Source organism: Rehaibacterium terrae (assembly GCF_014202935.1).
Lineage (GTDB): Bacteria > Pseudomonadota > Gammaproteobacteria > Xanthomonadales > Xanthomonadaceae > Rehaibacterium > Rehaibacterium terrae.
The window spans coordinates 72,374-99,370 of record NZ_JACHHX010000007.1 but is presented as its reverse complement, the minus strand read 5'-3'; the positions used below and the strand labels follow the sequence as shown (position 1 = coordinate 99,370).

Below are 26,997 nucleotides of genomic sequence, written 5' to 3'. Positions count from 1 at the left end.
GCCCTGCTGGCCCTGTCCCCGCTGTGGGGCGCTGCCGAGGGCGCGCCGGTGTTCTCCTCGATCGGCCAGCCGCGAAGGGCCGGTACTGAGGCCCAGTCGCGGAGCACGGAGCTTTCGCCGCGCAGCGGGGTTGCCATTTACATCATCGCTGGTGTCGGATATAGTGTCTGTTATGCGACTTACCCTCACCCAACTCAGCGAACAGTCCGGCGTGCCGGAGCGCAGCGTGCGCTTCTACATCCAGAAGGGCCTGGTGGACCGGCCCGAGGGCGAGAAGCGCGGTGCCTACTACACCCCGCGGCACCTGGAGCAGCTGCTGCGCATCCGCCAGTGGCGCGAGGCCGGGCTGTCGCTGGAGGGCATCGCCGAGCTGCTGGCGGCGCGCAGCGAGCCGCCGCGCAGCACGCTGCGGCCCAGCGGCATGGAGGTGCGCTCACATCTGCTCATCGCCGATGGCGTCGAATTGGCCATCGCGCCCGAGCGCGCCGGGCTCAGCTCCGATCAGGTACGCCAGCTGTTCCGCGCGGTGCAGGCGGCCTACGCCGACCTCGCCCGCTCCCCTTCCGACCAGGAGAACCCCGATCATGGCGATTGAATCCCTGCCCGCAGCCGCCGCCCCGCGCCAGGCGCTGGAGCGCGCGCACCTGGACGTGACCGTGCGCGGCCTCGATGCCGTGGTCGCGGTGAGTTACAGCTTCCGCAATGCCGAACCCAAGGCCATCGAGGCCCTGTTCACCTTCCCGATGCCGCGGTCGGCGGCCTTCCTCGGCCTGTCGGCCGAGATCGGCGGCGAAACCATCGAGGCCGAGGTGATCGAAGCGCGCGACGCGTTGCGCCGCTACGACGATGCGATCTCCGACGGCGACAGCGCCCTGCTGCTGCGCCAGCTCGCGCCGGGCCTTCTGCAGGCCAGCCTCGGCAATGTCGGCCCGGGTGAGGAAGCGCGTTTTACGCTGCGCTATGCCCTGCCGCTGACCGTGCTGGAGCGGCGTCTGCGCCTGCGCCTGCCGATGAACCTGCGTCCGCGCTATGGCGCCTGGGATCTGGACGAACTGGACGAGCCGGTGCACGACGCCGGTGTCGAATACGCGCTCTCGGCCCGGCTGCGGGTGGAGGGTTTCCTCGCCGGCGCCAGCCTGGCCTGCGTCTCGCATCCGGCCCGCTTCGAGCGTCGCGGCGAGGTGGCCGAGCTGGCCCTGATCGATGCCTGGCTGGATGGCGACGTGGTGGTCGAGTTCGGCCTGGATGCCGCGCTGCCGCCCGTGGGCGAGTGCTTTCCCGACGGCGATGCTGCCGGCGCACGCGTGCAGGTGCTGCTGCCGCCGGCGCCAGACGAAGCGCAGAAGCCGCTGCAGACCATCCTGCTGCTGGACTGCTCCGGCTCGATGGCCGGCGATGCCATCCTCGGCTGCCGCGCCGCGCTGGAAGCCGTGGCCCAGGCCCTGGACGAGAACGACCGCCTGCAGGTGATGCGCTTCGGCAGCGACGTGCATGCCCTGCTGCGGCGTCCGATCCGCGTCGGCGAGGCGGTGCGTCGCTCCCTGTCCGAGCTGGCCGCCACGGTTCAGGCCGACCTCGGCGGCACCGAGATGGGCAAGGCGCTGGGCCGCGCCCTCGATGACCTCGCCCTGACCCGCGACCCCGCCTGCGCGCAGGCAATCTTCCTGGTCACCGACGGCGCGATCCAGCCGCACGACATCGAACACGCCCTGCAGCGCGCCATCGACGAGGGCGTGCGCGTGTTCGTGGTCGCGGTGGGATCGAGCGCCAGCCTCGAAACCCTCGAACCGCTCGCGACGCGCACCCGGGGCCAGCTCGAGCAGGTGATGCCGGGCGAGGCCATCGCCGGGGCCGTGCTGAGCCAGCTGCGGCGCATGCGCCAGTCGTCGCCGCTGACGGTGCATTTCCAGTTCGAGACCGAGGCTGGCCCGGTCGAGGCCAGCGCCCTGGCCTATGGCGGCGATGCGGTCGGGCTGCAGCTGGCGCTTCCTGCCCCCGCAACCCAGGTGCGCGCCAGCTGCGCGCTGTGGAACGAGCCGCTGAGGTTCGCCCTGACCCCGGTCGAAGCCAGCCCCGACCGGCTCGCCCTGCTCGGCCTTGCCCGCTACCGCGCCACCAACGACGAGGGGCAGCAGCGCGAACTGGCCCTGCGCTACCGCCTGCTCACGCCGTTCACCTCCGCCATCCTGGTCAGGCGCCGCGCCGATGGCGAGCGCTTCGAGGAACTGCCCGCGATCCGCCCGCAGCCGCAGATGCTGAGCCGCGGCATGGCAGCGGCGGCTGCATCGGGGCGGGTGCTCATGCCTGACGCGGCTGCGTCGGCGCTGTGTACGGACGCCACCAGTTTCAGTGCGGTTCATTTCAGCGCCCTGGATTTGTTGGGCGAGGCCCACGTCGACGAATCCGCTCCACTGCCGGACGAGCCGGCCCTGCCGCCGGCACCAGGGCCGGAGTCGATCCGGCAGGCCCTGCTGGCGCTGCAGGCTGCCGTCCTGGCTGCGCTGGAGAAAACCCAGCCCGACCTGAGCCGCACAACCCTGCTCGCCCAGTTGCCGGATACGCTGCACGAGGTTTTCGAGTGGCTGTTGCGGGAAGGCCTGTGGGTGGAGTCCGACGCGGACTGGCTGGCCCTGCTCGACGCCCTGACTGGGCTGGATCTGGGTGTCCCGGTCGATACCGGCATGCAGGACGCCATTGCCACAGCCCTCCTGCTCGCCGGCTACGGCGGGCGGGCGGACCACGAGCTCGCCGAGCTGCGCGAACGGCTTCAGAGCCTGATCGAAACCTGAGCATCCCAATGCCGGGAGACAGTCCCATGGCCGTACTGGCTGAAACCCTCGCCGCGCAGCCGCCTCGGCACCGGCTCACGCCCGGACTTCGTCGGCCAGCGGCCGCGCTCCTTCTCCAGCTCGACCTTTCCGGGCTTGATCCCGGACGCTCCTCTCGAGGCCAGGATCCCGCAGCGCGTGTCCAAGGAAATCGAGGGACCGAAATCGGGGGCGTAACTCGTAACTGGGGGGTGGGGGGCTGCACCTGAACGGGTGGCGGTGGCCCTCCGCCTGCCATGGCTTCGGCCAGCGCAATGTGCGCCGCTTCCGGGCGCCGGCCCTCGCCCGGATCAGCGCTCCGAATGCCCGGCCTCGAACCAGTCCTTGCGCTGGAACAGGCCAGGCTTGATGAGGTCGACGAAGGCGCGTGCCGGGCTCGACAGGACCTTGCCCTTGCGCACCAGCACGCCGTAGCTGCGCGAGGGGAAGTACTCGCGCATCGGCCTGGCGACGAGGCGCCCTTTGTCGGCCTCGGTGAGGCATAACGCCGAGACGATGGCGATGCCGAGGTCCTGGGCCACGTATTGCTTGATCACTTCCCAGCCGCCGACCTCGATGGCCACGCGGTAGGGCAGGCGGCGCTGCTCGAAGGCGGTGGTCACCATGCGCCAGGTGGAGAGCTGCTTCGGCGGCAGAATCAGGCCATAGGGCGAGAGGTCTTCGAGCGTCGGGTTCGCCTTCTTCGCCAGCGGGTGCCCGGGGGCGGTGATCAGCATGGCGTCGAAGCGTTGCAACGGGGCGTAGTCGATGTCGTTGGGCACCTCCCACATCGCCCCCACGGCGAAATCGACCTCGTCAGCGCGGAGTTTCTCCAGCCCGGCCCGGCCGGTGACGCTGTGCAAGTGCACCCGGACCTCGGGACGCTGACGGCGGAAAGCGGCCAATGTTGCCGGTAGCAGGTGCAGCAAGGTGGAGCTGCCGGCCGCGATGTTCACTTCTCCGCCGTCCAGGCCCTGCTGGCTGTTGCGGAAGGCCTCGTCCAGGCTCTCGAAGCCCTCCAGCAGGGGACGGACGAGGTCGTAGAGCGCTTCGCCTTCCCGGGTCAGCGAGAGCCGCCGGCCCACGCGTTCCAGCAGCGGAACGCCGTAGTGACTTTCCAGTGCCTTCAACTGCAGGGAGACGGCCGGCTGGCTCAGGAACAGAGCCTCGGCGGCCCGCGAGACCGAGCCCAGGCGGGCCACCTGGCAGAAGGCCTGGAGTGGCTTGAGGCGGCTTCCCTTGTAGTAGAAGCGCCCGGACTCCGTCTTGGATGCCGACTTTTGGCTGCGTTTTCGCGGCGTGTTGGCCATCTTTTCGGACTCGCATTAGAAAATCTTATGAAGAATATCCAAAGATTTGCCTTGTAAAAGCAGGTGCAGCGTAACAGCGTGGAGCCAGTTCCATGAGCGAGCCGCCATGTCTGCCACTGCCACTGCCTCCGCCAGCGCCAGCCAGTCTCCGCCTGTCTCCAGCCCGGCCCGCGTTCCGGCCGAGGGTTTCCGCCGCGTCGGCCGCCCGGTGCCTGGTGAGGAGACCATCCTGACTCCGGCCCTGCAGGCCCTGCTCACCGATCTGCACCGTCTGTTCGAACCCGCCCGCCGTGAGCGCCTGGCCGCCCGGGTGGCCCGCCAGGCGGCCTTCGATGCCGGCGAGCTGCCGGACTTCCGCGCCGACACCCGGGCCATCCGCGAGGGCGGCTGGACGGTGGCGCCGATTCCGGCCGCGCTGCGCGATCGCCGGGTGGAGATCACCGGGCCGGTCGATCCGAAGATGGTGATCAACGCCCTGAATTCGGGCGCCAACTGCTTCATGGCCGATTTCGAGGACAGCAACGCGCCGTCCTTCACCAATCAGATCACCGGCCAGCGCGCCCTGCGCGACGCGGTGGACGGCATCCTCGCCTACACCGCCCCCGAGACTGGCAAGCGCTACGCCCTCGACCCGGCCAGCCAGACCGTGCTGATCGTGCGTCCGCGCGGCTGGCACCTCGACGAGGCGCATGTCACCGTCGATGGCCAGCCAATGTCGGGCGCGCTGTTCGACCTCGCCACCTTCGCCTTCCACAACGCCCGCGCCCTGGCCTGGCGCGACCGGGGCCCGTACTTCTACCTGCCGAAGATGGAGTGCATGGAGGAAGCGCAGCTCTGGGAGGAGGTGCTGGCCTTCCTGGAGATGCGGCTCGATCTCGACATCGGCACGATGAAGGTCACGGTGCTGATCGAGACCCTGCCCGCGGTCTTCGAGATGGACGAGATCCTGCACGCCCTGCGTGGCCGCATCGTCGGGCTCAACTGCGGGCGCTGGGACTACATCTTCAGCTACCTCAAGACCCTGCGCCGGCACCGCGACCGGGTGCTGCCGGAGCGTGGCCAGGTGACGATGTCGCAGCCCTTCCTCAAGGCCTATTCCGAGCTGCTGATCCAGACCTGCCACCGCCGCGGCGCCCATGCCATGGGCGGCATGGCGGCGCAGATTCCGATCAAGGGCGACGATGAGGCCAATGCCCGCGCCATGGAGCGCGTGCGCGCCGACAAGCTGCGCGAGGTCATGGCCGGGCACGACGGTACCTGGGTGGCGCATCCGGCCCTGATCCCGCTGGCCCGCGAAGTGTTCGACGCCCACATGCCCACACCGCACCAGCAGCACGTGAAGCGCGAGGACGTGCATGTCACCCGCGATGACCTGCTGAAGCCCTGCGTCGGCACCATCACCCGCGCCGGCTTCGACAACAACGTCGAGGTCTGCGTGCGCTACCTGGCGGCGTGGCTGGCCGGCAACGGCTGCGTGCCGATCCACCACCTGATGGAGGACGCCGCCACCGCCGAGATCTGCCGCGCCCAGCTCTGGCAATGGCTGCACTACCCGGCCATCGCCGCCCGCGGCGGTGTGGCCGCCGAGCCCCTGGCCCTGGACGATGGCACGCCGGTGGATTGGGCGCTGTTCGAGCGCGCACTCATCAATCTGCCCTCGCGTATCGGCGATCGCCGGAATCTGCCGGGTGGCGAGCGCATCGACGAAGCCATCGCGCTGCTCGACCGCCTCACCCATGCCGACAGCCTCGAGCCTTTCCTCACCGTCGTGGCCTATCCGGCACTGATCGGGCCGGAACTCCGCGCCGTCTGACCAGCCCCTGCTTTCCTCTCAGCCATTCCCACCACTCACCACCCGCCAAGGACCTCCGCCATGAACCGCCTCCCCACTGCCGAAGAAATCACCCGCGACTGGGCCACCAACCCCCGCTGGAAGGGCATCACCCGCAACTACCGCGCCGAGGACGTGGTGCGTCTGCGCGGCACCGTGCCGGTCGAGCACAGCCTGGCCAGGCTCGGCGCGGAGAAGCTCTGGCGCTACCTGCAGACCGAGGACTTCATCAATGCGCTCGGTGCGCTCACCGGCAACCAGGCCATGCAGCAGGTCAAGGCCGGCCTCAAGGCCATCTACCTCAGCGGCTGGCAGGTGGCGGCCGATGCCAATCTCGCCGGCGAGATGTACCCCGACCAGTCGCTATATCCGGCCAACTCGGTGCCGCAGGTGGTCAAGCGCATCAACAACACCCTGTTGCGTGCCGACCAGATCCAGCATGCGGAAGGGCGGGACGACATCGACTTCCTGCAGCCGATCGTGGCCGATGCCGAGGCCGGTTTCGGAGGTGTGCTCAATGCCTTCGAACTGATGAAGGCGATGATCGAGGCCGGCGCGGCCGGCGTGCACTTCGAGGACCAGCTCGCCTCGGTGAAGAAGTGCGGCCACATGGGCGGCAAGGTGCTGGTGCCCACCCGCGAGGCGATCGAAAAGCTCAATGCCGCACGCCTCGCCGCCGACGTGATGGGCGTGCCCACGCTCATCGTCGCCCGTACCGATGCCGAAGCGGCCGACCTGCTCACCTCCGACATCGACGACAACGACAAGCCCTTCTGCACCGGTGAGCGCACGGTGGAGGGCTTCTTCAAGGTGCGTCCGGGGGCCGAGCAGGCCATCAGCCGCGGGCTGGCCTATGCGCCCTATGCCGATCTGGTGTGGTGTGAGACCGGCAAGCCCGATCTCGCTTTCGCCCGGCGCTTCGCCGAGGCCATCCATGCCAGGTACCCGGGCAAGCTGCTGGCTTACAACTGCTCGCCCTCTTTCAACTGGAAGAAGAACCTCGATGACGCCACGATTGCCAGGTTCCAGAAGGAGCTTGCGGCGATGGGCTACAAGTTCCAGTTCATCACCCTGGCCGGTTTCCACAGCCTCAACTACGGCATGTTCGAACTGGCCCACGGCTATGCCCGCCGCCAGATGAGCGCCTTCGTCGAGCTGCAGGAGAAGGAGTTCGCCGCCGCCGAGCGCGGCTTCACCGCGGTCAAGCACCAGCGCGAAGTGGGCACCGGCTATTTCGATGTCGTCACCCAGGTGATCCAGAGTGGCCAGAGCTCGACCACGGCGATGAAGGGCAGCACCGAGGAGGAACAGTTCCACAGCGACAGGGCGGCGGTGGCCGCCTGAGTCCCGGGGAGCCCGGCTGCGGAGGGATGTCCCGGCCGGGACATCGAGTCGGGGAGGGGGTGGTCCCGGCCCCGCCTCGATGCGCACGCGGCAGACACGGCAATACTGTCCTTTCAAGTGCAGTTTTGCACTGCAGCGTGACCTTCCCACCCAGATCGTTAGGCTCAGGGCTCCCGACATGGGGGGAGGGAGCCAGGCCCGCATCCGGTGCGAACCGATGCGGGCTTGTCTTTTCCGGGGCCGGATCGCCGATGCGGTCGGGGCTACAGTTTCGCGCCGGGCGGCCGATACGACGGTCATGCCGCCGACCCGGACCCCCGCCCTGCCTTCCTCCGCCGATCCGGCGCGCCGTCTCCAGGACCTGACCCACGAGCTCGACAGCACCCGCGCCGCGGTCGAGGGCGCCGGGCTGATGCTGCTGGTGGTGGCGGCGGCGGACCAGTCGATCCGCGATGCCAACGAGGTGGCCTGCCGTCGCCTCGGCTACCGCCGCGAAGAGCTGCTGGCGCTGCATGCCGGCGACATCGATCCGGACATCGACGAGGCGATGCGTCACCGCTTCTGGTCGGTGCTGCGTTCGGGCGAGGTGCTGCGCGAGGAACGACGCTTCCGCACCCACGGCGGCGACCACATCCAGGTTGAGGTGATCGCCTCCGCCGCCCGCTACGGCAATGACGGCGTGGCGCTGGTGCTGGCCCGCGACATCAGCGAGACGCGCCGCGCCGAGGTCGCGCAGCAGCGCGCCATCGAGCGGCGCGAGCGCGAATCGCGCCTGCTGGCCGAGCTGGCGGTGCATCCGGGCGTGGCCTCGGGCGACCTGGAAACGGTCTGCGAATGGCTGCTGGAGGGTGCCCGCGCCCTGCTCGAGGTCAGCAGTGCCAGCCTCTGGCTGGTCGAGGACGAAGGCCGCCGCATCCGCCCGCACTCGGTCGCACGCACGATGGGGCCGGTCGATTCCCCGGCCGAGCCGCTGTGGATCGACGATTTCCCGACCTACTTCCAATGCCTGCGCCGCGGCGAGGTCATCGACGCCGGCGATGCCCTGCGCGATCCGCGTACCCGTGAGCTGACCGAGCATTTCCTGCGTCCCTCGGGAGTGCGCGCGCTGCTCGACGTGCCGGTGATCCTGGCCGGCGAGCTGGTCGGCGTGATCTGCTTCGAGCAGGTCGGACGCGCGCGCCATTGGAGCCCGGAAGAGCTGTCCTTCGCCCGTGCGCTGGCGCAGATCGCCGCGCAGGCGATGCTCACCCGCGAGCGCCTGCGTGACCTGCAAGCGCTGCGCCAGAGCGAGCTGCGCCTGCGCCTGGCACAGCGCGCGGCCGGTGTGGGCAGCTGGGAATGGTCCGCCGACGGCACGGTCTGGTGGTCCGAGCAGCTCTACACCCTGTTCGGTGTCGACCCGGCGCACTGGCAGCCCTCGCTGGAGAATTTCCTCGATCTGGTGCACCCGGAAGATCGCGGGAAGGTCAGCGAAGCGATCGGCAATGCCGTGCGCGCCGGCGAATGGGTGCAGTTCGAGTACCGCCTGTGCCGGCCCGACGGCGAGGAGCGGATCTTCCACGAGTCCTCGCTGGTGCAGCGGGACGCGCGTGGCCGCGCGTTGCGCATCATCGGCACCGCGCTGGACGTCACCGAGCGGCGCCGGCAGGAGCAGCGCATCCAGGAGCTGGCGTTCTTCGACCCGCTGACCGGCCTGCCCAACCGCACCCTGTTCTCCGACCGCATCGACCGCTGCCTGGTCGAGGCGCGGCGCAGCGGCACCGGCTTCGCCCTGCTGTTCCTCGACCTGGACAACTTCAAGCAGGTCAACGACTCGCTCGGCCACACCCAGGGCGACGCCCTGTTGCGCGAGGTGTCCAGGCGGCTGGTCCAGGCCTTGCGCGAGCAGGACACGATCTCGCGACTGGGCGGCGACGAGTTCGTGGTGCTGCTGCCGGGCGTGACCGACCCCACGCACATCGCCGGGATCGCCGCCCGCGTGCTGGCCGAACTGCGGGCCCCGATCACGCTCGATAACTTCGAGCTGAGCGTGACCACCAGCCTGGGCATCGGCTGCTTTCCGCAGGACGGCGAGGACGCCGAGACGCTGATCCGCAACGCCGACACCGCCATGTACGCCGCCAAGGCGCTCGGCCGCGACAACTTCTGCTTCTTCACGCCGGCGATGAACGCCGACGCGGTGCGACGCCTGTCGCTGGAGGCCGGCCTGCGGCGCGCGCTGGAACGCGAGGAGTTCGAGCTGCACTTCCAGCCGGTGTACGCCCTGACCGACGACGCCCTCTACGGCGCCGAGGCGCTGCTGCGCTGGCGCGATCCTGTCCGCGGCCTGATTCCGCCCGGCGAGTTCCTCGCCGTGGCCGAACACAGCGGCCTGATCCTGCCGATCGGCGAGTGGGTGATGCTGGCGGCCTGCCGTCAGGCGATGGCCTGGCGAAAAGCCGGCTATCCGCCGATTCCGGTGCTGGTGAACCTCTCGGCGGTACAGCTGCTGCGTGCCGATGTCGCCGCGCTGGCCGAGCGCGCCCTGCAGGCCAGCGGCCTGCCAGCCGACGGGCTGTGCGTGGAGATCACCGAGAGCACGCTGATGGAGCGGGTCGAGGACGTGCTGCCGATGCTGCACCGGCTCGGCGAGCTCGGCGTGCGGGTCGCGGTGGACGATTTCGGCACCGGCTACTCCTCACTGGCCTATCTCAGCCAGTTGCCGCTGCACGTGCTCAAGATCGACCGCAGCTTCGTCCAGGCGGCCGACCGTGAGCGTCACCCGGCCATGATCACCCGCGCGGTGATCAATCTGGCCCGCGACCTCGGTCTGAGCGTGGTCGCCGAGGGCGTGGAGACCGAGGCCCAGCTCGACTGGCTGCGCGCCCACGGCTGCACCGCCTACCAGGGCTTCCTGCGCAGCCCGCCGCTGCCGCCGCGGCTGTTCGCCGAGCGGGTGCTGGCGCAGAAGGCGCGCGTCCAGTAGCGGCCGGCCGGGCGAGCGATTGCGGCGCTCCCGCTGCGGGACCGCGAGCGACGCCGTGGATCGCGCAAACGTGCGTTTGAAGCCGCACTCCGGGCCCCGGTCCGCAGCCAGGGGCGGATCGGGAGATGCCGGCCGATCAATCGCTTGCACACATTTCCTGCGTGGCGCTGCATCGCAGCAAGCCAGTCTGCCCGGGCTCTGCTATCAACCGCAGTGCGATTTGTGATGCAGATCACACAATCGGGCCTGCCGGACAACCATCGCTATCAAGGGGGTTCACGTGAAAAAGACGAAACTCGCCGCTGCGGCGGCATGGGCGAGCCTGTGTCTCGCCGGGGGACTGCATGCCGGCGGGGCGTACCAGCCGGTCCAGCCGCTGCTGCCGCAGGACTCGATCGTTGAAGGCACGGCGGTCGACGAAACGCCGGCCCTGTGGTTCATCGAACTCGGTGGTGCGCCGATCGCCGATGGCGGCAATGCCCGCGCCCTGCAGGCCGAGAAGGCCAGCTTCCGCGCCGCGGCCCGCAGCGCCGGCGTGCGCTACAGCGAACGCTTCGCCTACGACACGCTGTTCAACGGGTTCTCGGTTCACGCCGACGTCTCGCAGTTGGCCGCCCTGCAGCGCCTGCCGGGCGTGCGCGCGGTCTATCCGGTCGAAACCTTCCAGCGTCCGGAGGTCACCCGCGAGGCGGTGGCGGACATGTACACCGCGCTGGCCATGACCGGCGCCGACATCGCCCAGTCCGAGCTCGGCCTGGACGGCAGCGGCATCCGCGTCGCGATCATGGATACCGGCATCGACATCGACCATCCCGATTTCGGCGGCAACGGCGTGCCGGGCGCCAACGACACCCCGTTCCCGAACGCCAAGATCGTCGCCGGCTACGACTTCGTCGGCGACGCCTACACCGGCCCCTCCGGCCCGGTGGCGCCGGTGCCCGGCGGCCGTCCCGACGACTGCAACGGCCACGGGACCCATGTCGCCGGCATCGTCGCGGCCGACGGCACGGTCAAGGGCGTCGCGCCCAAGGCCCGGCTCGGCGCCTACCGTGTGTTCGGCTGCACGGGCTCGACCTCGGCCGACATCATGGTGGCGGCGATGGAGCGTGCGCTGGCGGACGGCATGCATGTGCTCAACATGAGCATCGGCGCCGCGTTCCAGGCCTGGCCGCAATACCCGACCGCCCAGGCCGCCACCCGGCTGGTGAACAAGGGCGTGGTCGTGGTCGCCTCGATCGGCAACAGCGGCACCAGCGGTCTGTACGCGGCCGGGGCGCCGGGGGTGGGCGACAAGGTGATCGGCGTCGCCAACTACCTCAACACCCACGCCTTCCTGCCGGCGTTCTCGATCTCGCCCGACGACCGCCTGATCGGCTACAACCGCGCCACCGGCGCGCCGGCCGCGCCGACCAGCGGCAGCGTGGAGATGGCGCGCACCGGCACGCAGACGTCGACGGCCGACGCCTGCAGCGCCTTGCCGGCCGACAGTCTCACCGGCAAGGTCGCGCTGATCCGCCGCGGCACCTGCAGCTTCCACATCAAGGCGCTCAACGCGCAGAACGCCGGCGCCGCCGGTGTGATCCTGTACAACAACGTCGCCGGCAGCTTCAGCCCGACGGTGGCTGGTGAGCCGGCCATCACCATCCCGGTCGGCGCCATCACCCAGGCCGACGGCAACCTGATCGACACCCGCCTGGCGGCCGGTCCGGTCACGCTGACCTGGCGCACCGGCGCGTCCTTCCCCAATCCCGGCGGCGGCCTGATCTCGGCATCGAGTTCGCACGGCCTGACCTACGAGCTGGTGCTCAAGCCGGACATCGGCGGCCCCGGCGGGAACATCTACGCCCCCTATCCGCTGGAGTTCGGCGGTTACGCCAGCCTGAGCGGCACCTCGATGTCGTCGCCGCACGTGGCCGGCGCCGCCGCGCTGGTGCTGCAGGCCGCACCGCGCACGCCCGCGCAGGCGATGGCGGCGGTCCTGCAGAACAGCGCCGAGCCCAAGCCATGGTCGGGCAATCCGGGCCTGGGCTTCCTGGACATGGCGCATCGCCAGGGCGCCGGCATGGTGCGGGTCGACAAGTCGGTGCTGGCCACCACACGGGTCGAGCCGGCCAAGCTCTCGCTCGGCGAGAGCGAGCACGGGCCGGCCGTGCGCACGCTGCGGATCTCCAACAAGGCCGGGCACGCGGTGACCTACACGCCGAGCTTCGTCAATGCGATCGCCACCGGCCCGAGCAGCTTCTCGCTGACGTATTTCGCCTCCAATGCGCAGGTGAGCTTCGGCGCCGCCACGGTCAGCGTGCCGGCCGGCGGTGCGGCCTCGCTGGACGTCACCGTCACCGCACCGACCAGCGTGCCGGCCGGCGGCATCTACGGCGGTTACATCGTGCTGACGCCGGACGACGGCGGCCAGGCGGTGCAGGTGCCCTTCGCCGGCTACGTCGGCGATTACCAGGCGCGCCAGGTGCTCACGCCGACCGCCAACGGCTTCCCGTGGCTGGCGCGCCGGACGGGCGAAACCAGCTATGCGAACCGTCCGGCCGGCGAGACCTACTCAATGACCGATCCGATGAACATCCCGTACTTCGCGGTGCATTTCGACCATGGCGCCCGCCGCGTCCGCTTCGAGGTCAGGGACGCGGTCACCGGCAAGAGCTGGCACCGCGCGCTCGACCTGGAGCACGTGGCCCGCAACAGCACCGCGACCGGCTTCTTCGCTTTCGGCTGGGACGGCACCACCGTCGCCGGCAGGAAGACCTACACCGTGCCCAACGGCCAGTACGTGGTCACGCTGTCGGTGCTCAAGGCGCTTGGCGACGACAGCGACCCGGCGCACTGGGAAACCTGGACCTCGCCGGTGATCACCATCGCACGGCCGTGATGGCCGCAGCACGGGCGTGAGGCAACCCGACAGGCCCGGCGCAATGCCGGGCCTGTCGCTTTCGGCCGCCAGCGCGAGGACACCCACGCGGCTGTGACAGAATCCGCCGATGCCCACACCGACGCTGCCGCCCGCGCTGGCCGACTTCCTCGCTCCGCGGCTGGAGCGCCTGGCCGAGGCCGACCCCGGCCTGGCTGCCGCGATCGCCGACCCTGCACGACGCCCCGGCATCGAACGCCTGCTGCTCGCCAGCGACTTCGCCTTCGACGCCTTGCAGCGCATGCCGGACTGGCTCGACGGCATCGAGGCGGACATCGCGCCGCCACGGCTCGCGGCCGAGGACGAGCCGCAATGGCCCGCGCGGTTGCGTCGCTATCGCCGCCGCCAGTCGTTGCGGCTGGTGTGGCGCGATGTCAACGGACTCGACGATGTCGAAGCCACGCTGGCCGGCAGTTCGCGGCTGGCCGAAGCCTGCCTCGACACCGCGCTGACGGCGCTGGAAACGCAGTTCGTCCAGCGCCACGGATGGGTACGCGACGCCGCCGGCACGGCGCAGCGGCTGGTGGTGTTCGGCCTGGGCAAGCTCGGCGGCGGCGAGTTGAATTTCTCCTCCGACATCGACCTGGTGTTCGCCTATCCCGAGGGCGGGCAGAGCGACGGAGCGCGCCCGCTCGATGCCGAAACCTGGTTCGCCCGCTTCGGCCAGCGACTGATCCAGCTGCTCGACGAGGTCACCGCCGAGGGCTTCTGCCACCGCGTCGACATGCGGCTGCGGCCGTTCGGCGCCAGCGGCCGGCTGGCGCTGAGCTTTTCGGCGATGGAGCAGTACTTCCAGCGCGAGGGCCGCGACTGGGAGCGCTACGCCTGGATCAAGGCGCGCCCGGTGGCCGGCGACCGCGCCGCCGGCGAGGCGTTGCTCGACACGCTGCGGCCGTTCGTCTACCGCCGCTACCTCGACTACACCGCGCTCGACGGCCTGCGCGAGATGAAGGCGCTGATCGCCGCCGAGGTCGCGCGCCGCGAACTGGCCGAGCACGTCAAGCTTGGCCCCGGCGGCATCCGCGAAATCGAGTTCCTCGCCCAGGCGCTGCAGCTGATCCGCGGTGGCCGCGAGCCGGAACTGCGGCAGCGCAATCTGCTGCGCGCGCTCGCCGCGCTGGTGCAGGCCGGTCACCTCGACGACGCGACCGGCGAACGGCTGGCCGTCGCCTACCGTTTCCTGCGCCGGCTGGAGAACCGCCTGCAGATGCTTGCCGATCAGCAGGTCCACACCTTGCCGGACGATCCGCTGACCCGTGCGCGGCTGTCGGTGACGCTGGGCTTCGCCGACTGGGAGGCGCTGTACGCCGAACTCGCGGCCCACCGCACGGCGGTGTCGGAGGAGTTCGACCGTCTGCTGGCGCCGCGCCGGCGCGCAGCGCAGACCAGCGCCCTGGCGACCTACTGGCGCGCGCTGCCCGACGGCGGCGAGCCCGGCGTGCTCGGCGAGAGCGGCTTCGGCGACGTCGCCGGCATCGATGCCGTGTTGCGCGACTTCGCCCGCAGCCCGGCGCTGCGCGCGCTCTCGGCGCGCGGCCGCGCCCGGCTCGACCACGTGCTGCCCGCCCTGCTCGCCGCGGCGGCACAGAGCCATGCGCCGGACGCGGCGGTACCGCGCCTGCTCGGCCTGCTGCACGCCATCGCCCGTCGCACCAGCTACCTCGCACTGCTGGAGGAGCAGCCGGCCGCGCTGCAGCGGCTGGTCGACGTGACCGCGCGCAGCGCCCTGCTCGCCGAGCGGCTGGAACAGCACCCGCTGCTGCTCGACGAACTGCTCGACGTGCGCGCCGCCGGCCCGGTACCGGACCGGGCCTCCCTCACCGAGGAGCTGGCCCGCGCGCTGGCTCGTGCCGATGCCGAGGACGCCGAGAGCGTGTTGCTGGCGCTCAACGAGTTCCGCCAGGGGGCATCGTTCCGCATTGCACTGGCCACGCTGTCCGGGCGTCAGCCGGCCCGCGACGCGGTGCGTCAGCTCGCCTGGCTGGCCGAGCTGATCGTTGGCGCGGCGCTGGCGCAGGTCGAGCGCGAACTGGCCGCGCAGCACGGCCGCGTGCCCGACGCCGGCATCGCCGTGCTCGGCTACGGCAGCTTCGGCGGCGAGGAGCTCAACTTCGGCTCCGACCTCGATCTGGTCTTTCTCTACGACGCCGCGCCGGACGCGCTCTCCGATGGCGCGCGGCCGCTGGAGGCGGCGCGCTGGTACGCCAAGCTGGCGCAGAAGCTGGTGAGCTTCCTCGGCACCGTCTCGCCGGCCGGGCGGCTGTACGAGGTCGACGTGCGCCTGCGCCCCGATGGCGCCAAGGGCCTGCTGGTGTCCACCGTCGCCAGCTTCGCTGCCTACCAGCGCGAGCGCGCCTGGACCTGGGAGCGTCAGGCGCTGGTGCGCGCGCGGGCGGTGGCCGGCGGCGAGCGCGTCGTCGCGGCGTTCGAGCAGGTGCGCACGCAATCGCTGTGCGCGCAGCGCGATCCGCAGGCCTTGCGCGAGGACGTGGTGGCGATGCGCCGGCGCATGCGCGCCGAGCTCGACCGCAGCGATGCGGCCCGTTTCGACCTCAAGCAGGGCGAGGGCGGGCTGGTCGACCTGGAGTTCCTGTTGCAGGCCGGCGTGCTCGAACACGCCGTGGCGCATCCGGCGCTGGCCGTTCCGCGGGCGACGCCGGCGCTGATCGAGGCGCTGCGCGACGCCGGTGTGCTGACGCGCGACCGGGCCGAGGCCCTGCATGCGGCGCGCGACGTACTGTTGGCGCGCGCGCTCGGCTGCACGTTGGATCGTCGGCCGCGGCTGGTGGGCGAAGACGCGGAACTGGCGCAGGCGCGCGCCGCGATCCGTGCGGCCTGCCTGGCGCACGGGCTCGACTTCCGCACGCAGGCGAGGCGGTAGCGGCGACCGGTTTGCGGCCACGCAGCCGGCGTGATGCTCTACAGGGGACTGCTCCGTCCCAGCAGGCGCCGCACCTCGGCGGCCACCCGTGGCAGCTCGCGCAGCGGCGTCACCGGCCAGTCGCCGGGGCAGAACTTCATCGGCCGGATGCGGGCGCGCACCACCAGATCGTGCAGAAATTCGCCGTGCCGGCCGCGCACCGGCCCAGGCATGTGCACATACACCGGCGCACGGGTGGCGCAGGCCTCGGACAGCAGGTTGACCGAATCGGGCGACACCACCAGCCGGTCCGACCAGGCCAGGATGCCCGGGTAGGGATTGGGGCCGTCGGTGGCGCCGAACCAGTGCAGCCCCGGTGCCTGCCCGAAACGTTCGCGCACCGCCTCGGCCAGCCACGCCGGCGTGCGTCGCGAGCCGGTGACCAGCAGGCTGCCGCCGTCGCGCTCCAGCCAGTGCATCAGCATTTCCGCCAGTCCGTCCCACCAGGCCGCGTCGAGTCGCGCGGCGCGCACCGGCCCGCCCAGCAGCAGGCCGATGCGCGGCGCCGGCAGGGCGGCGAACCGCGCGAACTCGCGCCGCGCGCGTGCCAGCCAGGCATCGTCGATCGGGTGCAGGCTGCCGCTGAGTCTGACCACATTGGCGGCGGTCAGAGCGTCGTGCGTCGGCGTCACCACCACGTCCCAGTGCGCGGTGCCGATGCGCGGATTCAGGATCTGCACCACCGGCACGCCGCGCTCGCGCAGCAGGCGCGTGGCCAGCGCGGCCTGGCGGCCGCAGCCGATCGCCAGCGCGGGCGGCGCCGCCAGCGCCCGCATGAACTCGCGGCCGAAGGCAGCCTGTGCGCCGGGCAGCCGATGCGGCGCCAGCCAGCGCCACGGGTATCGCGTGCGCAGCCGCCAGACCCGCGGCGCGGCGTCGCCGAGCGCTTCGGCCAGCGCCAGCGCCTGCCGCTCGTTGCCGGCGGCACCGTCGCTGATGACCCAGGTGGCGTGCGCGGAGGAGGTCGTCATGCGCGGAGTCTAGCCTGCGGCGGTGCATCGGCGTCGCGCGCGTAGCGCATGACGCGCCGCCGGCTGCGCCGCGTCGGCAGCAGGCTTACACTGGCTTCACTCGCGGGCCGGCAAGCTCGGTCCCGGGCGCCGCTCCGCCCGCGCGCCGCCATCCCCTCGTCCTTGTCCGTGGAGAACGCCATGTTCCGGAGTCTTTTCCTCGCCGCCTTCACCTTGGGCCTGGCCGCGCCGTCGCCGGCCGCCGAGCGCTGGGCCTTCGACAAGGCGCACACGCAGGTGCTGTTCACCGTCGACCACCTCGGCTTCACCGAGCTCACCGGCCAGTTCCGCGTGATCGACGGCGAGCTGATGCTCGACCGCGAGGATCTCACCCGTTCCTCGGTGCGCGCGACGATCCGTGCCGACAGCGTGGACATGAACCACGACCGCCTCAACGCCCATCTGCGCAATCCGGATTTCTTCGATGTCGAGAACCATCCCGAGCTGGGTTTCGTCAGTACCGCCGTCGAGCGCGTCGGTGAGGACGCACTCAAGCTCCATGGCGAGCTGACCATGCTCGGCAGGACCCTGCCGGTGGTGCTGGACGTGAAGATCAACCAGATCGGCAGCCATCCGCTCCGCGGCACGCCCTACGCCGGCTTCACCGCCACCGGACGGCTCGATCGCACCGCCTGGGGCATGGGCTACCTGGCCGGTCCGATCGGCGCCGACATCGGCATCCGCATCAACCTCGAAGCGGCCCCCGTGCAGGAATGAGCCCCCGTCTGCACCGCCCGGCGGCGTCGCGCGGCCGGACCCGGACCGACTGGCTGGACAGCCGGCATGCGTTCTCGTTCGGCCATTACTACGACCCGCAGTGGCTGGGCTTCGGCCCGTTGCGGGTGCTCAACGAGGACCGCGTCGCGCCGGGTGCGGGCTTCCCGCCGCACAGTCACGCCAACATGGAGATCCTCACCTGGGTGCTGTCCGGGACGCTGGCGCATCGCGACAATGCCGGCGGCAGCGGATCGATCCGGCCCGGGGAGCTGCAGCGCATGAGCGCCGGTCACGGCATCGAGCACAGCGAGTTCAACGCGGCGAGCGACGCGCCGGTGCACTTCCTGCAGATCTGGCTGCAGCCGGACCGCTCCAACACGCCGCCCGGGTATGCCCAGCGCGCGTTTGCGCCCGAGGCGCTGGCTGGGCGCTGGTGTCTGCTGGCCGCGCCGTGCGCCATGGCCGATGCGGTCGGCGCGATCGGATTGCGCCAGGATGCGCGCCTGTACGCGGCGCGCCTGATCGCCGGGCAGGCCGTCGAGCACGCCGTGGCGGCCGGTCGTCGCGCCTGGCTGCAGGTGGCACGCGGCGAGCTCGAGTGTGGTGGCCTGACCCTGGGCGCGGGCGATGGCCTGGGCGTGAGCGGTCGGGACGAGCTTCGGATCGCGGCCCACGGCGAGGCCGAGGTCATGCTGTTCGATCTGCCTTGACCCGGACGCGGGCGGTGCTCACCGTTTGCGGCGCGCGCGCGGATGGGCGGCGTCATACACGCGGGCCAGATGCTGGAAGTCCAGATGGGTGTAGATCTGGGTGGTGGCGATGTCGGCATGGCCGAGCAGCTCCTGCACCCCGCGCAAGTCGCCGGAGGATTCGAGCAGATGGCTGGCGAAGCTGTGCCGCAGCAGGTGCGGGTGCACGCGCTTCCAGATGCCCTGCCGCCGGGCCAGTTTGCGCAGCCGCAGCTGTACCGCGCGCGGCGAGATCGGCGCGCCGCCGCGGCCGGGGAACACTGGCGCATCGGGCCTGGCATCGCATTGGCTCCGCCAGGCCGCCAGCGCCTCGCGGGCATGGCGGCCGACCGGCACCAGGCGCACCTTGCCGCCCTTGCCGGTGACCCGCACCAGCCCCTCGACCAGGTCGAGCGCGTCCCAGCGTAGTGCGCACAGCTCGGACAGGCGCAGGCCGGAGGAATAGAACAATTCCAGCATGGCGCGGTCGCGAAGGCCCAGCGCGCCTTCCGGCGGCAGCTCGACCAGTCGGGTCATCTCGTCGGCGTCGAGCACCTGCGGCAGCTTGCGCGGCGCCTTGGGCGCGCGGATGCCGGTGGCCGGGTCGGCGTCGATCAGATCCTCGCGCTCCAGATGGCGAAACAGGCTGCGGCAGGCCGACAGCCGCCGCTGCAGGCTCTTGCCGGACAGGCCGCGGCGATGCTCGCTGGCGACGAAGGCGCGCAGGTGATCCGGGCGCAGCTCGCGCCAGTGGGCGAGACGGTTGGCGTCCATCCAGCCGACCAGCGCGGCCAGGTCGCGGCGGTAATTGACGACGGTGTGCGCCGACATCCGTCGCTCGACTTCGAGGTGGCGCAGGAACGCCTCGACCGCGGCCGCCAGTGGCGTGTCGGCGCCCATCTCACTCGCCGTCGAAGCGCTCCAGCGCTGCCAGCAGCGCCTCGGACATCAGCCGCAGGAACAGCGTGCCCATGCCGGGGTAGAAGCGGTTGGGGTCGTGGCTGCCGACCGCGAGCATGCCGCGGATGCCCAGTGGCAGCAGCGCGGTCGACTGCACCTCGTCCTGGCGCTCGCCGAACAGCAGCGCGGTCTTCTCCGGCTGCAACCGGCCGCACAGCGGCTCGCCCTCGGCGAAGAAGGTGCGGAAGGGTTCGAGCACGGCGGCATCGCGGGCGATGACCTGCAGCCAGGGCGCGTCCTCCAGGCCGGCGACCGGTGCATGCAGCACCACGCTCACCGCGTCGCCCTGGAAGTCCTCGCCCAGCGTCGCGACCATCGCCCGCAGCGTGTCGGCGGCGCTGCGCTGGCGCATCAGCGCCAGGGTCAACTGGTGGGTGCGGACGGTGAGGCGCTCGTTCTCCTGGGCGTTGTGGAACAGCTCGTGCAGGCGACGGTTGAGTTCGCGGTTCTTGTCGCGCAGCACTTCGAGCTGGTAATGCGCCAGCGAGGTGGTCTTGCCCTCCTCGCGCGGCACCACCAGGCTCAGCGCCAGGTCGGTGAACTGCTCCAGGAAACGTGGGTGGCGGCGCAGCCAGGCGGCCACCTCGTGGGCGCTGAGTTTTTCCAGGTCGCGGTCGATATCGCTCACGGATTCCATTCTCCTTCGAAAACGAATGCGGCCGGGCCGGTCATGCGTACCGGGGCATCGTCGGCGGGCCAGTCGATGTCGAGCATGCCGCCGGGCAGGGCGACCCGGGCACGGCGGCCGAGACGGCCGCGCCGGATCAGCGCGACCACCGCCGCGCAGGCGCCGCTGCCGCAGGCCAGGGTCTCGCCGGCGCCGCGCTCGTACACGCGCAAGCGGATGCGGTCGGGCGCCAGTATCTGGGCGAAACCGACGTTGACGCCCTCGGGGAATTCCGGTCGCTGCTGCAATGCCGGACCGAGCCGATGCACTGGCGCGGCGTCGAGGTCGTCCACCTCGATCAGCGCATGCGGGTTGCCCATCGACAGCGCGGCGAAGCGCACGGTCTCGCCGTCGATGTCGAGCGCGTACTCGACCGCCTCGGCATCGGCGCGGAACGGGATGCGCGCCGGCGCGAACACCGGCCGCCCCATGTCCAGCGCGTAGCGGCCGTCGGGCAGGACATCGACGGTGATCGCGCCGGCCGGGCTGTCGAGCACGAAGCGCGGCGGCATCGCCGCACCGTCGCGCACCAGCCAGGCAGCGACGCAGCGCGCGCCGTTGCCGCACTGCTGCGCCGGCGAGCCGTCGGCGTTCCAGATCCGGTAACGGGCGACACAATCGGGGCGCGCGCTGCGCTCGATGGTGATCAGCTGGTCGAAGCCGACGCCGGTGTGGCGGTCGCCCATCGTCCGCGTCAGCGCAGCGTCCGGCGGCGGTGCGCCCTCGCGCAGGTCGAGGATGACGAAATCGTTGCCGGCGCCGTGCATCTTGCAAAAGCGCAGCCGGCGGGACGCGGCGGCGTTCATCGCGTCGGCGCGGCGCTGTCCGGTTTCGGCAGCACCAGCGGTCCCTTGTTGCCGCAGGCGGCGACGGAGACGAGCACGGCGGCGAGCAGCAGGGCGCGTAAGGTGGTTTTCATCCCGTGGAGTATACCCAGCCGTTCACCACCGCAGGCGGCTGGCGGCGATGCGTGCGCCGACCTCGGCCAGGATGCGCCGTGCCTCGTCTTCGGGCAGGTAGCGGATGCACAGCGGCGGGTCGGTCGGGTGGGCGCCGGCGGTGTCGAACCACAGCGTGGCCATGCCGTGACGACGGTCGAACGGCGAGCGGGTCAAGCGCAGCGCCTGCAGCTTGCCGACCTCGGCGAAACGCCAGCGGCGGTCGAGCCAGCCGGTATGCACGGCGACCAGCGCCTCGTCGACGGCGTAACGTGCGCAGGCGGCCAGTTTGCGCGCGCGCAACCACCACCACGGCAGCAGCAGGAGCAGCCACAGGCCGTCGGCGCCGAAGCGCAAGGTCGCGGCGAACGTCGCCAGCCCGGTGAGCAGCGCCGGTGCGGTGAACATGCGCCGCCAGGCGCGCGGATGCAGCGGCCGCCAGGGCAGGTCGGGCCAGCCGGCCCGCGGCAGCAGGCGCCGGATCAGCGCGTCGGCGACCGCGGGCGTGGCGATCGGCGCCAGCTCGCGCAGCGAACGGCCGCCGTTGCCGGTGTCGACCACGGCGGTGTCCACCCGCAGGCTGCGCCGCCCGAACCAGCGATGCAGCAGGCTTTCGCGCAGGCAGAACGCCTGGATGCGGTGCGGCGGCGCATTGGCCCGCACCCGCGTCAGCAGGCCGCCGTCGACCTGCAGCCGGCCACCGAGGTCGCGCAGGACGAAACCGTGGAACTGCAGCAGCGCCAGCGCCACCGACAGCGCCCGCAGCAGCAGCGCGAAGGCGAGGAACAGCGTCAGCCCGCCGAGGATCCAGGGCAGCGGCCCCAGCGCGGCACCGTTGGCCCAGTCGAAGACCGGCCGCACGACCGCGTGGGCCAGGTCGCCGAACAGCGACGAGCCGGACTGCGCGAAAGCGCCGAAGCCGGCGGCGAGCAGGATCATGCCGCGGTTGGAGATCAGCCCGAGCTTGATCACCTCGGCCGTGGGCAGTGCCAGCAGCAGCTCGCTCTCCGGGGGCGCCGCCGCGGTGTCGGCTTCGCCGGCCGCCTCGCGGGCGCGGCGGCGCAGCAGCGCCTCCAGCGCCTGGGCATCGTCCAGGCGCAGCACGCGCATGCGCGCCTCCGGCGCGTGGCCGCCGGCCGATTCCAGCCGCACCTCGGCCACGCCGAACAGCCGGTGCAGCGGGTTGCGGTGCAGGGTGACGTCGTGGATGCGGCGGAACGGAACGTGCCGCAGCTTGCGCTGCAGCACGCCGCTGCGGATCACCAGCGCGTCGCGGTCGATGCGGAAGCGGTAGGTGAAGTACTGCACCACGGCGTGCAAGGTCAGCGCGAGCACGCCGATCAGGCCGAACAGTTCCCAGGTGTCGTTGCCGCGCCGGCCGAGGAACAGCACCGCGATCAGCGGCACGGCGAACTCGCGCAGGCTGGCCAGCAGCACGAACAGCCAGGACAGCGGATGCAGCCGGCGCTCGTCGCCGGGCAGACCCTCAGAGCGCGTCGTCATCGGCGCCGGCCTCGCGGTCGACCAGGGCGTCGCGCAGCGCGCGGGCGCGGGCGGCGTCGAGCCCGGGCAGCCGCACCGCGCTCATCCGGGTGCCGGCGGTGTGCAGCACCAGCGTGGCCAGGCCGAGCCGGCGTTCCAACGGGCCGCGTTCGAGGTCCAGATGCTGCACGCGCGAGCGCGGTACCAGCGTCTCGCCCTGCCAGCAGACGCCACGGCGGATGCGCAGGCCGTCGTCGTCGAGCCGGTAACGGGTGCGGCGATGGCTGAGGCCGCCGTAGACCCAGGCATGCGCCAGCATCAGCAATCCGGCGGCCAGCAGGGCCGGCGGCAGCCACTCGCCGCGCAGGCGCAGCACCAGGCCGGTGACGACGGCGGCGATCAGCGGCAGCGCGGCCCAGCCGGCCAGGCCGAGCCGGAAGGCCCAGCGCGCCGGTGGTGGCAGCGCCTCCCAGTCGGGCGTGGGCCGGCTGGTCGGGGTGGCTTCAGTCGTTTCGTGCATTGCGGATCGCTCGGGCGGAGTAGCAGTCGGGCCAGTACGGATTGCCCCCGAGCGGGCTGTCGGGCGGCTGCAGGCTGAAGCGCTTGTAGGTCCACTGGTACTGCGTGGGGTCGCGGCGGGCGATGCCTTCGACCGCGACGTTGAGGGCGGCGGTGGCGACGGCGGGATCGGTGTCCGCCACGGCGGCCGGCGCCGGCTGGAAATGAATGTCGAAGCGGCCGTCGGCCAGGCGCTCGGCCCACGCGAACAGCACCGGCGCGCCGCTGCGTGCGGCCAGCCGCGGCAGCAGGGTCATGGTCAGCGCCGGCAGGCCGAAGAACGGCGCGAACTCGCCTTCGCCGGCCTTGGGCTGCTGGTCGGGCAGGATGCCGACCGCGCCGCCTTCCTTGAGGGTGCGGAACAGCTGGCGTACGCCGGCACTCTCGGCGCGCACCTGGGTGACGCCCGGCTGGCGCCGCGCCAGCTGCACAAACGCATCGCCCGCGGCCGAGTCCGGTGGGCGGTAGACGATCGAGATCGGTGTGCGCGAGGCCAGGTACTGGTTGAGCAGTTCCCAGTTGCCGAAGTGCGGCGCGGCGATGATCAGCCCGCGCCCGGCGGCAAGCGCGGCGGCGAAGTGCCCATCCCCGGTCACGCTGCGCACCAGACGCAGGTTGTGGCGGGCCGGGTGGGTCCAGAAGCGCAGGGTCTCGAAAATCTGCCGGCCGGTGCCGCGCAGGATCGCCGCCACGCGCGAGTCGCGTCCGGCCGGGTCGAGCTCCGGGTGCAACAGCTCGATGTTGCGCCGCGCGACCTTGGCCTCGCGCCAGCCGCGCCGCGCCGCCAGCACCGCCCACAGGTCGCCGAGGCGGTGCAGCACGGGCAACGGCAGCCGGCCGACCAGCCAGCACAGGACATAGGCCAGATGGCCCGGGAATTGCGACGGGGTCATGGATGGGAGTCTAGCCGGGCGGGCCTGGAGAATGGGGAATCGCAAACGCGCCAGGATGCCCCGCTCCGCACGGACCTCACGCTTTGCGCCCCGCCGCAGGCCCGTTACCCTCCCGCCACCCGCGCCGATTTCCGATTTCCAACTCCCGGTTTTCCGCCCCATGATCAGCCTCATCCAGCGCGTCACCCAGGCCAGCGTCCGCGTCGACGGCGAGACGGTGGGAGCGATCGGGCCCGGCCTGCTCGCCCTGGTGGCGGTCGAGCCCGGCGACGGCGAGGCGCAGGCGCAGCGGATGGCCGAGCGCCTGCTCGGTTATCGGGTGTTCCCCGACGCGGCCGGGAAGATGAACCGCGCGCTCGCCGACACCGGCGGCGGCCTGCTGCTGGTCAGCCAGTTCACCCTGGCCGCCGACACCACCAGGGGCATGCGTCCCAGCTTCACCTCCGCGGCCGCCCCGGCCGAGGGTGAACGCTGGTTCAACCGGCTGGTGGAAATCTGCCGCGCGCGCCACCCGCGAGTGGAAATCGGCCGCTTCGGCGCCCATATGGAGGTGGCGCTGGTCAACGACGGTCCGGTGACCTTCTGGTTGCGGGCATGACTCGGCCGCGCGAGAAAACCCTTTGGCGTCAGTCGTTTGGCAGCGCCATCGGGATTCCAGTACACTGAAACGTTCCATTTTCTTTCCCGGCGACCCGGATCCGCACCCCATATGGCCAACGCATCCCCGGAGCAGCAGTCCGAGATCAAGCAGCTCATCAGCAAGGGTCTCGAACAGGGCTACCTGACCTACGCCGAAGTCAACGACCACCTGCCGGACGACGTCGTCGATCCCGAGCAGATCGAAGACATCATCGGCATGATCAACAGCATGGGCATCGAGGTGCACGAGGTGGCGCCCGATGCCGAGACGCTGTTGCTGTCGGACAGCTCCAGCAGCCGCGACGCCGACGACACCGCCGCCGAGGAGGCTGCCGCCGCGCTGTCCGCACTCGATGCCGAGGGCGGCCGCACCACCGACCCGGTGCGCATGTACATGCGCGAGATGGGCACGGTCGAGCTGCTCACCCGCGAGGGCGAGATCGCCATCGCCAAGCGCATCGAGGAGGGGCTCAACCAGGTCCACGCCTCGCTGGCCAGCTTCCCGTGGTCGATCCAGCTGCTGCTGGAGGAATACGAACAGCACACCGAGGGCAAGAAGCGCCTGAACGAGGTCGTCACCGGTTTTCTCGACATCGAGGAGCCGGCGCCGGAACTGGCCGAGGCCGAGGTGGAGGCGGACGCCGACATCGACGAGGACGACGAGGAGGCTGCCGGCGACGACGAGGACAGCGCTCCGGCCGATACCGGCCCGGACCCGGCCGAGGTCGCGCGCCGGATGGACAGCCTGCGCACCCTTTACGGCAAGTTCCAGAAGGCGCACGCCAAGTACGGCCCGAGCGACAAGAAGGTGGTCAAGCTGCGCGAGGAGATGGCGGCCCAGTTCCTCACCCTGAAGCTGCCGATGCCGCTGATGGACAACTTCGTGCGCAAGCTGCGCGACGTGGTCAACGCCATCAAGGAGCACGAGCGCCGCATCCTGGAGCTGTGCACCAAGTACGCCAAGATGCCACGCAAGGACTTCCTGCGCGCCTGGCCGGGCAACGAGACCAACACCAAGTGGGCCGACGAGGTCATCCGTCGCAAGCAGAAGTGGTCCTCGGGCATCCGCGAGTTCCGCGACGAGATCATCGCCGAGCAGGAGAAACTCATCGGCATCGAGCAGGCGCTGTACCTGACCCTGCCCGACATCAAGGAGATCAACCGCGCCATGGCCTACGGCGAGGCCAAGGCGCGCAAGGCCAAGAAGGAGATGGTCGAGGCCAACCTGCGCCTGGTGATCTCCATCGCCAAGAAATACACCAACCGCGGCCTGCAGTTCCTCGACCTGATCCAGGAAGGCAACATCGGCCTGATGAAGGCGGTGGACAAGTTCGAGTACCGCCGCGGCTACAAGTTCTCCACCTATGCGACCTGGTGGATCCGCCAGGCCATCACCCGCTCGATCGCCGACCAGGCGCGCACCATCCGCATTCCGGTGCACATGATCGAGACGATCAACAAGCTCAACCGCATCTCCCGCCAGATGCTCCAGCAGTTCGGCCGCGAGCCGACGCCCGAGGAGCTGGCCAAGGAGATGGACATGCCCGAGGACAAGATCCGCAAGGTGCTCAAGATCGCCAAGGAGCCGATCTCCATGGAGACCCCGATCGGCGACGACGAGGACTCGCACCTGGGCGACTTCATCGAGGACACCAACGTCGAGTCGCCGATCGAGACAGCCACCAACATCGGCCTGATGGAGACTGTGCGCGAGGTGCTCGCCGGCCTGACCCCGCGCGAGGCCAAGGTGCTGCGCATGCGTTTCGGCATCGACATGAACACCGACCACACCCTGGAGGAGGTCGGCAAGCAGTTCGACGTCACCCGCGAGCGCATCCGCCAGATAGAGGCCAAGGCGCTGCGCAAGCTGCGCCATCCGAGCCGCTCCGAGCAGCTGCGCTCGTTCCTCGACCTCGACTGAGCCGCCCCCGCGGCAGCCTGAGACGAAGCCCCGCTCCGGCGGGGCTTCGTGTATCCGGCGGCGACAGACGATAATCACCGTCCGAATCACCGCCCGCCGGACCCATGGTCCAACGGTCAGCGCAGGGACTCGTGATCCCTTGGTTCCAGGTTCGAATCCTGGTGGGGCGAGCCGGGGCTTTCGCGAGATGCGTTGAAGCGCATCTCGCGCCGGCGAGCGCCCGGCCAGGGAAGGCCGGGCGGGCAGCACGCACCATGGACGGTGTTCCCGGGCGACAATGCAGGGCACGGGGGCCTATAGCTCAACGGTCAGAGCAGGGGACTCATAATCCCTTGGTTCCAGGTTCGAATCCTGGTGGGGCGAGCCGGGGCTTTCGCGAGATGCGTT

20 protein-coding genes and 2 tRNA genes are annotated in these 26,997 nt (G+C 70.8%); 13 read left to right on the top strand and 9 right to left on the bottom strand.

Translation table 11 applies throughout. From position 1 onward, the window contains the following. Positions 1-172: 172 nt before the first annotated feature. Entirely contained in the window at positions 173-595 is a 423-nt protein-coding gene (locus HNQ58_RS06615) for a helix-turn-helix domain-containing protein (protein ID WP_183948122.1), read from the top strand. Next, the gene (locus HNQ58_RS06610; protein WP_183948121.1) at positions 585-2,789 is read left to right on the top strand and encodes a VIT and vWA domain-containing protein; all 2,205 of its coding nucleotides are present in this window, start codon (positions 585-587) and stop codon (positions 2,787-2,789) included. The genes HNQ58_RS06615 and HNQ58_RS06610 overlap by 11 nt, the downstream gene beginning before the upstream one ends. Before the next feature lie 329 nt (positions 2,790-3,118). Here the strand turns inward: HNQ58_RS06610 and HNQ58_RS06605 are convergent, their stop codons facing one another. Further along, positions 3,119-4,117: a LysR family transcriptional regulator gene (locus HNQ58_RS06605; RefSeq protein WP_183948120.1), complete on the bottom strand. Its 999-nt coding sequence runs from the start codon at positions 4,115-4,117 to the stop codon at positions 3,119-3,121. 106 nt (positions 4,118-4,223) lie between these two features. Here HNQ58_RS06605 and aceB point away from each other — a divergent pair, with 106 nt between their 5' ends. The 5 genes from aceB to glnE all read left to right on the top strand — a co-directional run bounded on the left by aceB (position 4,224) and on the right by glnE (position 16,058). Next, complete coding sequence (aceB, locus tag HNQ58_RS06600; RefSeq protein WP_183948119.1) at positions 4,224-5,930, top strand: malate synthase A; 1,707 nt, start codon at positions 4,224-4,226, stop codon at positions 5,928-5,930. Between the two features lie 60 nt (positions 5,931-5,990). Continuing rightward, entirely contained in the window at positions 5,991-7,292 is a 1,302-nt protein-coding gene (aceA, locus tag HNQ58_RS06595; RefSeq protein ID WP_183948118.1) for an isocitrate lyase, read from the top strand. 298 nt (positions 7,293-7,590) lie between these two features. Further along, positions 7,591-10,257, top strand: a complete 2,667-nt coding sequence (locus tag HNQ58_RS06590; protein ID WP_183948117.1) for a sensor domain-containing protein — start codon at positions 7,591-7,593, stop codon at positions 10,255-10,257. 280 nt (positions 10,258-10,537) lie between these two features. Continuing rightward, on the top strand, positions 10,538-13,138 hold the full coding sequence (locus HNQ58_RS13540; RefSeq protein ID WP_183948116.1) for a S8 family serine peptidase: 2,601 nt from the start codon (positions 10,538-10,540) through the stop codon (positions 13,136-13,138). Between the two features lie 109 nt (positions 13,139-13,247). Then, on the top strand, positions 13,248-16,058 hold the full coding sequence (glnE, locus tag HNQ58_RS06580) for a bifunctional [glutamate--ammonia ligase]-adenylyl-L-tyrosine phosphorylase/[glutamate--ammonia-ligase] adenylyltransferase (protein ID WP_183948115.1): 2,811 nt from the start codon (positions 13,248-13,250) through the stop codon (positions 16,056-16,058). Positions 16,059-16,096: 38 nt separating this feature from the next. Here the strand turns inward: glnE and HNQ58_RS06575 are convergent, their stop codons facing one another. Beyond that, on the bottom strand, positions 16,097-17,068 hold the full coding sequence (locus HNQ58_RS06575) for a mitochondrial fission ELM1 family protein (RefSeq protein ID WP_183948114.1): 972 nt from the start codon (positions 17,066-17,068) through the stop codon (positions 16,097-16,099). A 180-nt stretch (positions 17,069-17,248) separates the two neighbouring features. On the opposite strand from HNQ58_RS06575, the gene HNQ58_RS06570 reads away from it, so the two are divergent. Further along, on the top strand, positions 17,249-17,824 hold the full coding sequence (locus HNQ58_RS06570) for a YceI family protein (protein WP_183948113.1): 576 nt from the start codon (positions 17,249-17,251) through the stop codon (positions 17,822-17,824). Beyond that, positions 17,821-18,534 (top strand): pirin family protein, encoded by a 714-nt coding sequence (locus HNQ58_RS06565; RefSeq protein ID WP_183948112.1) that lies wholly within the window; start codon positions 17,821-17,823, stop codon positions 18,532-18,534. Before HNQ58_RS06570 ends, HNQ58_RS06565 begins: the two co-directional genes overlap by 4 nt. An 18-nt stretch (positions 18,535-18,552) precedes the next feature. Here the strand turns inward: HNQ58_RS06565 and xerC are convergent, their stop codons facing one another. From xerC to HNQ58_RS06530, 7 genes are read right to left on the bottom strand one after another with little or no spacing between them, the layout of a single operon-like run. Then, on the bottom strand, positions 18,553-19,452 hold the full coding sequence (gene xerC, locus HNQ58_RS06560; protein ID WP_183948111.1) for a tyrosine recombinase XerC: 900 nt from the start codon (positions 19,450-19,452) through the stop codon (positions 18,553-18,555). Position 19,453: 1 nt separating this feature from the next. Continuing rightward, entirely contained in the window at positions 19,454-20,131 is a 678-nt protein-coding gene (locus HNQ58_RS06555; RefSeq protein ID WP_183948157.1) for a DUF484 family protein, read from the bottom strand. Between the two features lie 5 nt (positions 20,132-20,136). Next, positions 20,137-20,985: a diaminopimelate epimerase gene (gene dapF / locus HNQ58_RS06550; RefSeq protein ID WP_183948110.1), complete on the bottom strand. Its 849-nt coding sequence runs from the start codon at positions 20,983-20,985 to the stop codon at positions 20,137-20,139. Next, positions 20,982-21,098: an LPS translocon maturation chaperone LptM gene (lptM, locus tag HNQ58_RS06545; RefSeq protein WP_183948109.1), complete on the bottom strand. Its 117-nt coding sequence runs from the start codon at positions 21,096-21,098 to the stop codon at positions 20,982-20,984. The genes dapF and lptM overlap by 4 nt, the downstream gene beginning before the upstream one ends. A gap of 22 nt (positions 21,099-21,120) precedes the next feature. Then, entirely contained in the window at positions 21,121-22,620 is a 1,500-nt protein-coding gene (locus HNQ58_RS06540) for a PH domain-containing protein (protein WP_183948108.1), read from the bottom strand. Next, positions 22,604-23,119, bottom strand: coding sequence for a PH domain-containing protein (locus HNQ58_RS06535; protein ID WP_183948107.1), 516 nt, complete (start codon positions 23,117-23,119; stop codon positions 22,604-22,606). Before HNQ58_RS06535 ends, HNQ58_RS06540 begins: the two co-directional genes overlap by 17 nt. Continuing rightward, the gene (locus HNQ58_RS06530; protein WP_183948106.1) at positions 23,103-24,050 is read right to left on the bottom strand and encodes a lauroyl acyltransferase; all 948 of its coding nucleotides are present in this window, start codon (positions 24,048-24,050) and stop codon (positions 23,103-23,105) included. Before HNQ58_RS06530 ends, HNQ58_RS06535 begins: the two co-directional genes overlap by 17 nt. Before the next feature lie 160 nt (positions 24,051-24,210). Here HNQ58_RS06530 and dtd point away from each other — a divergent pair, with 160 nt between their 5' ends. The 4 genes from dtd (at position 24,211) to HNQ58_RS06510 (ending at position 26,973) form a co-directional block, all read left to right on the top strand. Continuing rightward, positions 24,211-24,648: a D-aminoacyl-tRNA deacylase gene (gene dtd, locus HNQ58_RS06525; RefSeq protein WP_183948105.1), complete on the top strand. Its 438-nt coding sequence runs from the start codon at positions 24,211-24,213 to the stop codon at positions 24,646-24,648. Positions 24,649-24,759: 111 nt separating this feature from the next. Beyond that, complete coding sequence (gene rpoD / locus HNQ58_RS06520) at positions 24,760-26,610, top strand: RNA polymerase sigma factor RpoD (protein WP_183948104.1); 1,851 nt, start codon at positions 24,760-24,762, stop codon at positions 26,608-26,610. A 98-nt stretch (positions 26,611-26,708) separates the two neighbouring features. Continuing rightward, positions 26,709-26,780 (top strand) — tRNA-Thr (locus HNQ58_RS06515). A gap of 120 nt (positions 26,781-26,900) precedes the next feature. Continuing rightward, positions 26,901-26,973: transfer RNA gene (locus tag HNQ58_RS06510), tRNA-Ile, on the top strand. Positions 26,974-26,997 lie beyond the last annotated feature (24 nt).

Excerpts from the sequence above, each read along its gene's own strand:
- xerC (WP_183948111.1), bottom strand. The coding sequence starts at position 19,452 with ATGGGCGCCGACACGCCACTGGCGGCCGCGGTCGAGGCGTTCCTGCGC.
- HNQ58_RS06570 (WP_183948113.1), top strand. The coding sequence starts at position 17,249 with ATGTTCCGGAGTCTTTTCCTCGCCGCCTTCACCTTGGGCCTGGCCGCG.
- dapF (WP_183948110.1), bottom strand. The coding sequence starts at position 20,985 with ATGAACGCCGCCGCGTCCCGCCGGCTGCGCTTTTGCAAGATGCACGGC.
- HNQ58_RS06540 (WP_183948108.1), bottom strand. The coding sequence starts at position 22,620 with ATGACGACGCGCTCTGAGGGTCTGCCCGGCGACGAGCGCCGGCTGCAT.
- HNQ58_RS06610 (WP_183948121.1), top strand. The coding sequence starts at position 585 with ATGGCGATTGAATCCCTGCCCGCAGCCGCCGCCCCGCGCCAGGCGCTG.
- HNQ58_RS06605 (WP_183948120.1), bottom strand. The coding sequence starts at position 4,117 with ATGGCCAACACGCCGCGAAAACGCAGCCAAAAGTCGGCATCCAAGACG.
- HNQ58_RS06565 (WP_183948112.1), top strand. The coding sequence starts at position 17,821 with ATGAGCCCCCGTCTGCACCGCCCGGCGGCGTCGCGCGGCCGGACCCGG.
- dtd (WP_183948105.1), top strand. The coding sequence starts at position 24,211 with ATGATCAGCCTCATCCAGCGCGTCACCCAGGCCAGCGTCCGCGTCGAC.
- HNQ58_RS06615 (WP_183948122.1), top strand. The coding sequence starts at position 173 with ATGCGACTTACCCTCACCCAACTCAGCGAACAGTCCGGCGTGCCGGAG.
- lptM (WP_183948109.1), bottom strand. The coding sequence starts at position 21,098 with ATGAAAACCACCTTACGCGCCCTGCTGCTCGCCGCCGTGCTCGTCTCC.
- HNQ58_RS06590 (WP_183948117.1), top strand. The coding sequence starts at position 7,591 with ATGCCGCCGACCCGGACCCCCGCCCTGCCTTCCTCCGCCGATCCGGCG.
- HNQ58_RS06530 (WP_183948106.1), bottom strand. The coding sequence starts at position 24,050 with ATGACCCCGTCGCAATTCCCGGGCCATCTGGCCTATGTCCTGTGCTGG.
- HNQ58_RS06575 (WP_183948114.1), bottom strand. The coding sequence starts at position 17,068 with ATGACGACCTCCTCCGCGCACGCCACCTGGGTCATCAGCGACGGTGCC.
- aceB (WP_183948119.1), top strand. The coding sequence starts at position 4,224 with ATGTCTGCCACTGCCACTGCCTCCGCCAGCGCCAGCCAGTCTCCGCCT.
- rpoD (WP_183948104.1), top strand. The coding sequence starts at position 24,760 with ATGGCCAACGCATCCCCGGAGCAGCAGTCCGAGATCAAGCAGCTCATC.
- aceA (WP_183948118.1), top strand. The coding sequence starts at position 5,991 with ATGAACCGCCTCCCCACTGCCGAAGAAATCACCCGCGACTGGGCCACC.
- HNQ58_RS06535 (WP_183948107.1), bottom strand. The coding sequence starts at position 23,119 with ATGCACGAAACGACTGAAGCCACCCCGACCAGCCGGCCCACGCCCGAC.
- glnE (WP_183948115.1), top strand. The coding sequence starts at position 13,248 with ATGCCCACACCGACGCTGCCGCCCGCGCTGGCCGACTTCCTCGCTCCG.